The sequence below is a fragment of the Fulvivirga lutimaris genome, assembly GCF_009711525.1.
GTDB lineage: Bacteria > Bacteroidota > Bacteroidia > Cytophagales > Cyclobacteriaceae > Fulvivirga > Fulvivirga lutimaris.
On record NZ_SMLV01000283.1, the window covers coordinates 1 to 9948 of the forward strand.

Annotated in this window: 9 protein-coding genes; 1 reads left to right on the plus strand and 8 read right to left on the minus strand. The window is 37.8% G+C overall.

The window, feature by feature from the left end:
- The 5 genes from E1140_RS21645 to E1140_RS04730 all read right to left on the minus strand — a co-directional run.
- Positions 1-266, minus strand: a 266-nt coding sequence (locus E1140_RS21645) for a hypothetical protein (RefSeq protein WP_221412633.1), incomplete at its 3' end; no start/stop codon positions are given.
- Positions 247-957 (minus strand): hypothetical protein, encoded by a 711-nt coding sequence (locus tag E1140_RS04715; protein ID WP_155179570.1) that lies wholly within the window; start codon positions 955-957, stop codon positions 247-249. The genes E1140_RS04715 and E1140_RS21645, both read right to left, overlap by 20 nt.
- Positions 958-961: 4 nt before the next feature.
- Complete coding sequence (locus tag E1140_RS04720; RefSeq protein ID WP_155179572.1) at positions 962-1711, minus strand: succinate dehydrogenase/fumarate reductase iron-sulfur subunit; 750 nt, start codon at positions 1709-1711, stop codon at positions 962-964.
- A gap of 3 nt (positions 1712-1714) precedes the next feature.
- Positions 1715-3649: a fumarate reductase/succinate dehydrogenase flavoprotein subunit gene (locus E1140_RS04725; protein ID WP_155179574.1), complete on the minus strand. Its 1935-nt coding sequence runs from the start codon at positions 3647-3649 to the stop codon at positions 1715-1717.
- A 23-nt stretch (positions 3650-3672) separates the two neighbouring features.
- The gene (locus E1140_RS04730) at positions 3673-4350 is read right to left on the minus strand and encodes a succinate dehydrogenase cytochrome b subunit (protein ID WP_155179576.1); all 678 of its coding nucleotides are present in this window, start codon (positions 4348-4350) and stop codon (positions 3673-3675) included.
- A gap of 467 nt (positions 4351-4817) precedes the next feature.
- Between E1140_RS04730 and E1140_RS04735 the strand changes: the two genes are divergently transcribed.
- Positions 4818-6053 (plus strand): M48 family metallopeptidase, encoded by a 1236-nt coding sequence (locus tag E1140_RS04735; RefSeq protein ID WP_155179579.1) that lies wholly within the window; start codon positions 4818-4820, stop codon positions 6051-6053.
- Here E1140_RS04735 and E1140_RS04740 read toward each other — a convergent pair.
- The 3 genes from E1140_RS04740 to E1140_RS04750 all read right to left on the minus strand — a co-directional run.
- Positions 6039-8480 carry a YfhO family protein gene (locus E1140_RS04740; RefSeq protein WP_185153432.1) on the minus strand — a complete coding sequence of 814 codons (2442 nt, stop codon included), beginning with the start codon at positions 8478-8480 and terminating at the stop codon, positions 6039-6041. The genes E1140_RS04735 and E1140_RS04740 overlap by 15 nt on opposite strands.
- A gap of 76 nt (positions 8481-8556) precedes the next feature.
- Positions 8557-9312, minus strand: coding sequence for a sulfite exporter TauE/SafE family protein (locus E1140_RS04745; RefSeq protein ID WP_155179582.1), 756 nt, complete (start codon positions 9310-9312; stop codon positions 8557-8559).
- 1 nt (position 9313) lies between these two features.
- A partial coding sequence (locus E1140_RS04750; RefSeq protein WP_484494442.1) for a GTP 3',8-cyclase MoaA family protein occupies positions 9314-9948 on the minus strand: 635 nt, incomplete at its 5' end.

The window sequence follows — 9948 nt, forward strand, 5'->3', positions numbered from 1 at the left end:
AATGATGAACAGCGGGTTTCAAACACACAAGTAGTTGATAATGGGGCTTTTATATGTGTTTTATATAATCCAGAAATACCTATATAAGTCCAGAAAATTGGATTTACTGCATTGATCAGTTTAATGTTTTGTTTAGAAGATTGTGCTTGAACAGTCGTTGAAGTACTAGCTACCAGTTTGAGATCTAATGCCTTGTTTTGACTAAATACTGGTGATTGGACACAAAATAGAACTATAGCAATAGAGCTAGTTAATGCTTTTAGCATTATCTGGGATTTTAAAATTAATAGCTTTTGTATCCACCTTCTCATCTATCAAAATGTTATTAAACGAGGTCTTAGTTATGGTTGAGTCTGTAGGGCTAATATAGCTTATTTTTGTAATGGTAGCTGGAAAACTTAGACCAGGATATAGCTCATTGTAATTATAGTAGTATGATTTGGTGCTCAACTGATTGTTGGCATCGTAATATGCAATATATATTGGCACTCCATTTTCGTGGACCAGCTCAACTTTAGTTATGGCCTGAGCCATTTCGGCAGGTGGTAGCCATTCTGTAACCATAACATCTTCTTCAAAACTGATATTTGATTGTATGAACCCCATTTGCTTCAAACCTAAATCTGACTGCTTATTGTTTAAGAAGAAGTAAAATTGAGAAGTCTCAGTGCTGTACCTATAGTTTTGCTGCTGCAGCACAGTGTTTTCCTTAGCATCATAAATTTTAATCTCACCCTTGATATTATTTAAGAGGATATATTCTTTTGGGTGCGAATAATAAGTGACCATTTTCCCGTCATTATTATAATAAATAATGGCATTAATTGAGCTCACATACCCATCTTTTGCAGTTTTGGCTTCCATCGACATTGAGATTTTATCAAAGGAATTGTACTGAGCATTACTAAAAGAAATGGCAATGGTAGATACCATTGCCATTAAAAGATATTTCCTCATATTATTAAACGTTGTCAGAACTAGCTTTCGCGCTTAAGAACTCTCTGTTTAATCGAGCAATATTTTCAAGACTGATTCCTTTAGGGCATTCTGCTGAACATGCTCCAGTGTTAGTGCAAGCACCAAAACCTTCTTCATCCATGGTAGCTACCATGTTTTCAGCTCTAGTTTTGCGCTCTACTTGCCCTTGTGGTAGCATAGCCAGCTGAGATACTTTTGCACTTACAAATAACATAGCCGAAGCATTTTTACATGCAGCAACGCAAGCACCACAACCTATACATGTTGCAGAATCAAAAGCTTCATCAGCTATTTTCTTTGGAATAGGAATCTCATTAGCATCAGGTACACCGCCTGTATTTACAGAAACATATCCACCTGACTGAATAATCTTATCAAATGAAGTTCTGTTAACAACCAAATCCTTAACAACAGGAAAAGCTTTCGCTCTCCATGGCTCAACAGTAATAGTGTCACCATCCTTGAAGCTTCTCATGTGCAGCTGACAGGTAGTGGTCTGTTTTGGCCCGTGAGGCCTTCCGTTGATATAAAGACTACACATCCCACAGATGCCTTCACGGCAGTCATGGTCAAAGTGCACAGGATCTTCATTTTTCTTTACAAGGTCTTCGTTCAGTACATCGAACATTTCCAGGAAAGACATGTCTTCTGATACATCATCAAGATCATAGGTTTTAAAACCACCTTTGTCTTGAGCGTTTTTTTGTCTCCAAACTTTTAGCTTAATCTTCATAACTTATTTATAGCTTCGTTGAGTAAGTTTCACATTTTCGAATACCAGATCTTCCTTATTTAGCGTCTCTTCTTTGCCTTCCCCATTGTACTCCCAGGCAGCAACATAGGAGAATTCATCATCCTTACGTTTCGCCTCGCCTTCTTCAGTTTGAGACTCTTCTCTAAAGTGTCCGCCACAAGATTCAGATCTGTTAAGAGCATCATCAATCATTAGTTCGCCCAGCTCTATAAAATCTGCAACACGATTGGCTTTTTCTAACGACATGTTCAATTCTTCGTTAGAACCAATAACCTTCACGTTGCTCCAGTAATCTTCTTTTAGTTTTTTAATTTCAGCTTTAGCCTTTTTCAGGCCAGCTTCATTTCTTGACATCCCACAGTATTCCCACATGATGTGTCCTAAATCTTTATGGAACTCATCTACAGTCTTAGACCCATTTATTGATAAAAGTTTATCAATACGCTCTTTTACATCTGCTTCTGCCTTTTTAAATGCCTCGTGATCCGTTGGGATTTTGTCATAAGGTACACTTGCCAAATAGTTACCTATAGTATAAGGCAGCACAAAATAGCCATCAGCTAAACCTTGCATTAAAGCACTTGCCCCAAGTCTGTTGGCTCCGTGATCAGAGAAATTAGCTTCTCCAATGGCGTAGCAACCTGGAATAGTGGTCATCAAGTTATAATCAACCCAAAGTCCACCCATAGTATAGTGAACAGCAGGGTAAATCTTCATTGGAGTTTTATACGGATTCTCACCTGTTATCTGTTGATACATATCAAACAGGTTGCCATATTTAGCGCTGATTAAGTCTTCACCATCACGCTTGATAGCATCAGCAAAATCAAGATAAACAGCTAAACCTGTTGAGTTAACGCCTCTGCCATCATCACATGCTTCCTTAGCGTTTCTGGATGCCACATCTCGAGGTACCAGGTTTCCGAACGATGGATATTTTCTTTCTAAATAATAATCTCTTTGATCTTCAGATAAGTCAGTAGGCTTCAGTTGACCTTTTCTGATCTTCTCTGCGTCTTCTTTAGTTTTTGGAACCCAAACCCTACCATCATTTCTTAATGATTCTGACATTAAGGTCAGCTTAGACTGATGATCTCCTGATACGGGGATACATGTTGGGTGAATTTGAGTAAAACAAGGATTCGCCATGAAAGCACCTTTCTTATGTGCTCTCCAGGCTGCAGTTACATTAGAACCCATTGCATTTGTGGAAAGGTAAAATACATTACCATATCCACCTGTAGCTAATACTACTGCATGAGCACTGTGAGATTCAATTTTACCGGTAATTAGGTTTCTTGTAACAATACCTCTGGCATTCCCATCTACCATTACAAGATCAAGCATTTCTTCACGTGCATGAAGTTTCACCTTGCCATTGGCCACTTGTCTACTAAGCGCACTGTAGGCACCTAATAATAATTGCTGCCCTGTTTGGCCCCTTGCGTAGAAGGTTCTGGATACCTGCGCTCCACCAAAAGACCTGTTGGCTAAAAGACCACCATATTCACGAGCGAAAGGAACACCTTGCGCTACGCACTGGTCGATAATGTTTACACTTACTTCCGCAAGTCTGTGAACATTGCCCTCTCTCGATCTGTAGTCACCTCCTTTAACAGTATCATAGAATAATCGGAATACACTGTCACCATCATTTTGATAGTTTTTGGCAGCATTAATACCTCCCTGAGCAGCGATACTGTGCGCTCTTCTAGGGCTGTCCTGAAAACAGAACGCTTTAACGTTATAGCCGAGCTCTCCGAAAGAAGCAGCTGCTGAAGCTCCTGCTAAACCGGTTCCAACTACAATAATGTCGTATTTACGCTTGTTGGCCGGGTTAACCAGTTTGACGTTGAATTTATGTTTAGACCACTTTTCTGCTAATGGGCCTTCAGGTATTTTAGAATCTAACTTCATTTATATAAATCTTTAGATTTCGATTATTTTAAATACATTATTATTGGAATGCATGCGAATAATGCAGGAATTATTATTGCAATCGCATATCCAACAGTTTTAATCATTGGTGTATATTTTGGGTGGTTTAACCCTAATGTTTGAAATGCACTTTTAAATCCATGATACAAATGGAACATTAAAGCAAGCATTGAAACTGTATAAAGAAGAACATATAGGATGTTGCCAAAAGCAAAATCAACTACGGAATAGAGGTCATTATAAACTTCTCCTTCATATGTAGCAGTAGGTATACCTCCCCAGTGCATTTCATACCAGAAGTTTTTCATGTGGATAACCAAGAATATCAGAATCACTGTTCCCAGAATTCCCATGTTTCTAGAACTCCATGAGCTGCTTACATTACCTGGGTTAACCGCATAACCCACTGGTCTTGAACTTCTGTTCTTGACAGATAACATAATAGCCCAAATTATATGAACTATAAAAGTGGTATAGAGTAAATAAGAGGTTGTTTTGATAAAAGGATTGGTGGTCATGAACTTGGCATAGATGTTAAATGACTTGCCACCATCATCAGCTAAAAGCTGCAAATTTCCTGATAAATGAACAATTAAAAAGGTTATTAGAAACAATCCTGTCAAAGCCATTAGGACTTTTTTTCCAATTGTACTTGACATTGCGTTTGTGAACCAACTCATATGATTTCGAATGATTAAATGTATAACAATGAGACGGAGTCAAAGTTACATGCGAAACCAATATCAAACAATCTGAATGATTATTTTAAAAGATTCTAAATAGCGTCTGAGATTATAAGCTAACGTTTGCGTAAAGGGGAGATGGAGGAATATGAGAGATTAAAAGAAGATCTCTATGATAAGAACGATTATACCTATTGAAAATACTGCACAGGCGAAGCATAACTCGTGTTTGAGCCACTTGTTAACATTGTTCGATATAGCTTTCATTATCTTCTTCATTTCGTGATACCAACCTATTGGCAAGCACAATGCCAAACGGGAGGAAGTACCTTGAATGCCCTAAAGCAAGCGATTTTAGTATGTTAACATTGGGAATAAGTATCAAAATGGGAATAATTCTAAAATATAGACAAATTGAAATCCTTGTTTGATATTGATTAGCTTTGCCATCTAAACATAGATACATGACTTCACAGACTATACTATTTTTGATTCTTGGCATTATCACTTTTAGCTACCTGCTTAATCAGGTACTCGACTATCTGAATTTAAAGTCGAGAAAATCTGAGTTGCCTGAGGATATTAAGTCATTTTATAATGAAGAGAAGTATGCCAAAGCACAGGAGTATCATAAAACACTAAGCAATTTCTCTTTTTTAACTTCAGCATTCAGTTTTTTAGGCTCGTTTGCTGTTTTGTATTTTGGTGGCTTCGGTTTTTTAGATCAGCTACTTAGACCAATGGTTGGTGAAGGCATTGTATTGTCACTCAGTTACTTTGGTGTGCTCTTTATATTGTCTGATATTTTAAACCTTCCGTTTTCTATCTACTCCACCTTTGTAATAGAGGAGCGTTTTGGTTTTAACAAAACCACCCCAAAGACATTTATAGTAGATAAATTAAAAGGGTATGTATTAACAGTAATAGTTGGAGGCTTACTAATTGGCAGCTTACTCTATTTGATAAATAATATTGGCGAATCTTTTTGGTTGTATTTCTGGGCAATAGCAGGAGTGTTTATTCTGTTTGTTAATATGTTTTACACTTCACTTATTTTACCATTATTTAATAAACTAACACCTCTTGAAGATGGTGAACTGAAAACCGCCATCGAAGATTACAGCCAAAAGATAGACTTCCCGCTTGACAATATCTATGTCATTGATGGTTCTAAAAGATCTAATAAAGCCAATGCGTTTTTCTCTGGTATTGGTAAGCGCAAGAAGATTGTCTTGTATGACACACTGATAAACAATCATTCAATTGAAGAGCTAGTAGCTGTGCTTGCTCATGAAGTGGGGCATTTTAAGAAAAAGCATGTCATTTATGGTTTTGCGATTTCTATACTTCAGATAGGACTTATGCTATTTATAATGTCGCAGATGATATACAGTGAGGCAGTGTCGCAAGCATTAGGAGGGCAGCAACTCGCCATTCATTTAAATCTGCTGGCATTTGGCATTCTGTATTCACCTATTTCAATGATCAGCAGTATATTAGGCAATATACTGAGTAGAAAGAATGAATTTGAGGCGGATGCTTACGCTAGGCTAACCTATAAGCCAGAGGCCCTACAAGAAGCTTTAAAGAAATTATCAGTGGATAATCTTAGTAATCTATATCCACACCCTGCCTATGTATTTTTACATTATTCGCATCCTCCGCTTTTGCAGAGGCTGAACGAATTAGGAAAGGCCTGATTTGAGCGAATAGCCAACTGTTCCTATAACAACTATCAGCAGTAAAATACATGAGATTAATGTTAGGGTATTTCCAGTAGCGTACACCGTAGGTTTGAACTCAAATACAATTGTGTGTTTACCTTTAGGTATTTCTAATGCTCTTAATATAAAGTTAGCTCTCAATATATCTGTTTCTGTTCCATCAATGGTGGCCACCCAACCTTCAGGATAGTAGATTTCTGAGAACACTGCCAAACTGTTTGTATAAACGTTGGCTTCATAAGTGAGCTTATTAGGTTGGTAGTTAGTTAGGACTATTGAACCTGAATCTAAACTGGTTGTACTTCTAAGTTTAAACTTACTCTGATCAATTACTGCTGTAGCTACCAAGTCAGAACTACATGTTTGCTGTAATTCTGTGTCTGCATCATCTACAACTTTTATAGTATTTACCAGCCATGCGTTGCCTAGTGCATATTCATTTTTTATAAAGTCATTTTTGCCTGGGCCGAAAGTGAGATATTTGGCATTCAACATATTAATAGCATCGTATGAACTAAAGTCTAAATTTCCATTTTGAATACCATTGATCATTGTACTGCGTTGGCCTTCTATGCAATTCGTATAAAAATCCTGATACCTTCTCATTTTAGCACCATGATATCCACCAAGCGAGCTATGGTGGTATGAAGTTCGGGCCTCACTCATAGCATCGCCCTGAAGATTGTATACTCGATAAGTAGACATATCTTTCGAGATTTCTTTATCAGCCTCTGTTGGTAAGAAGAATGACTTATCAGCAGATCTCTTATAGTTGCTCTTACCAAAGTGTCTATTATCTACCATAACTACATCTATTAGAATTAATACGGATATCCCGATAGACAAAACAATACCAGATACTTTCTGCTTTAAATATGCCCAGATAAGGCCTCCTGCTAAAAGGATGAATATCAATGATCTAAATGCATCTCCACGCATTAGCGCTTCTCTATCTGACTGAAGAGCTTTCAAAAACCATAACGGAAGCTGTGATTCACCTGTTTTTGTAAAAGAAGCCATTCCAGCAAAAATTACCACTAACAGACATAGCCCACCTGAAGCAGCCAGAGAAATGAAAAACTTCTTTTGAGCTTCCTTATTCCATTCAGCGCTTAATAGCTTTTCCAATCCAATAAATCCTAATAAAGGCATGGCAACAAAAGCCATGACCATAGTAAATGTCACTGACCTGAACTTGTTGTAGCCAGGGAAATAATCAAACATTAAATAGTTAAAAGACTTGAAACTATCTCCCAGACTAAGTAAGATGCCCAGACCTGTAACGATGCTCAGCCAGATGACATATTTCCTGGGCGCGAATAATAACCCTATGACAAAAAAGAAACATATAATGGCTCCAATATAATAAGGTGCGGGTGGCTTGTCACCCCAAAACGAGGCTGAGTATCTTGCGAGCTGATTGGCTACTTGTTGATCGCTCGTACTTTGTAATGCACTTAGCGTTTCACTGTCTTCATCTTGAACAAAATAATGCCCATAGGTTCCACCAAGAAAATTTGGGATCAACAATGTCATAGGCCCCCAGGTGTCATTGCTGTACTGAAAGGCATAATCTTTATCCAGCCCACTTTTCTCTCCAGCAGATTGTTGTTGTGTTAACTCAGATTTCCCTCTAATTGAATGCTTTCCATATTCATAAGTTGTCCAGAATTTACCTATGAAAGTTCCTAAGCCAATAAACACAGCTAAAATTAGAAGGGCCATTGTCTTACCGAAATCAAGTAAAGTTTTTGATTTAAAGGCATCAATAAGTTGAATAACGCCATAAACCAGAATTATTAGCAGTAAATAGTATGTTATTTGAAGGTGATTTTCTCTGAAATGCAAGGCCATTGCTAAAGCTGTTACACCTGTCCCTAACCATTTTTTGTTAGTAAAAGCCAAATGAACACCTGCCAATATCATTGGCATAAAAGCCACAGCGCCTATTCTTGAGTTATGACCTGCTCCTAATCCAATAATCATGTACGTAGATAAACCAAAGGCTAATGCGCCAGCAATCGCCAAATAGGGCCTCACTTTAAATGAAAGCAACAGAATATAGAAACTGATTAAAGCTAAAAATATATTCTTAACAGGGTGCGGAAGGAACAGAGATAAGACTCTTTTAAAACCACTTACAATTCCATCATTCCAATTAACACTTATTAAATATGCCGGCATTCCTCCAAACATCGAATTAGTCCAAAGAGCTTCTTCGCCTGTCTGCTCTCTAAACTCTACTACCTCTTGAGCACTGGCCTTCCATTGATTGATATCTCCTTGTTCAAATGTTTTATTGTCAAAGAAAAAGGGATTGAAAAAAGCTACAGTAATAATCAAGAATACAATAACAGCAATAACGTGAGGTAGTATATCTTTAGTGAAATTGATGGATTTCATAGCACTTAGATTTGTGAGTCGCTGCAAATAAGAAAAGAATGTCATGGAATAAAAAATGTAATTTATTCAACTTCCATCAAAACCCGAACAAATGATCATTAAGGATCTTCAAACTTGCGATTAGTATTAATACCGCTGTAGTTCTTTGCACAGTGGTATTTGAGAATTTAAGTACTGCCAGCCTTGAACCAATTTGCCCGCCAAGCAACACTGCAATTAACAAAGGCCATGACCAGTTGAGGTCTAGATAGGGTGGATGCTGCATCCACTGGCCTACAAGTCCGGCAATGGAATTTACCAGAATAAACAAACTGGCAATAGCGGCTATTTTTTTGGCTTTATTCCAGTTCATAAGGTTGAGAACCGGAGATAGGAATATTCCACCTCCAATGCCTACCATTCCTGATACTAACCCGATAACACCGCCAACCACTGCAGCTACTGCTCCTGTTCTCTCAACAACGCTATGCTGTTCATTGTGAGTAGGTTTCACCCATAACATGACAGAGGCCAGTAATAGTGTGAATCCCAATGTTATAAAGATGAATTTGGATGATAGCGGCAGATATCCGCCAATAAACGCAAATGGCACACTTGCCAGTACCAATGGCAATGTTCTTCTAATATTGAGATAACCTTCCTGATAAAAAATATAAGTCCCTCCTGATACTACTATGATATTACACATAAGTGCCGTGGATCTTAAAACAAACAAATCAACACCAGCAAGCACTAGTAATGCCAGATAGCTAGATCCACCACCAAAACCCACCGAGGAATAAAAGATGGCGATTAAGAAAAAGAATAAAGCAAGTAACAAGGGATTTTCCATACTATCCGCCTATGCTTGACATTGATTCAAAGGTTAATTTATCCCTATTCGCCTCAGCGAGATGCCCATCTTTATGTTTATTAAGAATAGCGACCTGCAGCGCTGCTGCTATATCTTCATCAGTACTTCCATCTCTTAAAAGTGTTCGTAAATTAAGTCCACCACCATCATAAAGACAGTTTTTCATTACACCTTCAGGGGTAATTCTTATTCTGTTGCAGGTACCACAAAAGCTACGGGTGTATGCCGCAATAATTCCTAGGTCACCTTTACTTCCAGGTATTTTATAATGATATGCTGTGCTATTATCTGGATCCTGAATCTTGTTTAGCTCTCCAAATTTCGAACTTAAAATATTCAGTATTTCCTGATAACTGATTAATCCGTGATTTTCGTTGCTACCGTTAAAAGGCATCTCTTCAATAAATCTTACCGATACTCGGTGCCTCAGACTTAACTCAGCCATTTCTACAATATCATCCTCATTCTTCCCCTTCATGGCCACCATATTGACTTTCAGCGGAATATTGTAGTCAAGTATAGCATTGAAGGTGCTCATCACATTAACAAACTCATCCCTTCTTGTTATTTCGAAGAATCTGGTTTTGTCTAATGTGTCAAGACTCAAATTAATTG

Coding starts and splice junctions, on each gene's coding strand:
- E1140_RS04740 (WP_185153432.1), bottom strand. CDS start 8,480: ATGAAATCCATCAATTTCACTAAAGATATACTACCTCACGTTATTGCT.
- E1140_RS04730 (WP_155179576.1), bottom strand. CDS start 4,350: ATGAGTTGGTTCACAAACGCAATGTCAAGTACAATTGGAAAAAAAGTC.
- E1140_RS04720 (WP_155179572.1), bottom strand. CDS start 1,711: ATGAAGATTAAGCTAAAAGTTTGGAGACAAAAAAACGCTCAAGACAAA.
- E1140_RS04725 (WP_155179574.1), bottom strand. CDS start 3,649: ATGAAGTTAGATTCTAAAATACCTGAAGGCCCATTAGCAGAAAAGTGG.
- E1140_RS04715 (WP_155179570.1), bottom strand. CDS start 957: ATGAGGAAATATCTTTTAATGGCAATGGTATCTACCATTGCCATTTCT.
- E1140_RS04735 (WP_155179579.1), top strand. CDS start 4,818: ATGACTTCACAGACTATACTATTTTTGATTCTTGGCATTATCACTTTT.
- E1140_RS04745 (WP_155179582.1), bottom strand. CDS start 9,312: ATGGAAAATCCCTTGTTACTTGCTTTATTCTTTTTCTTAATCGCCATC.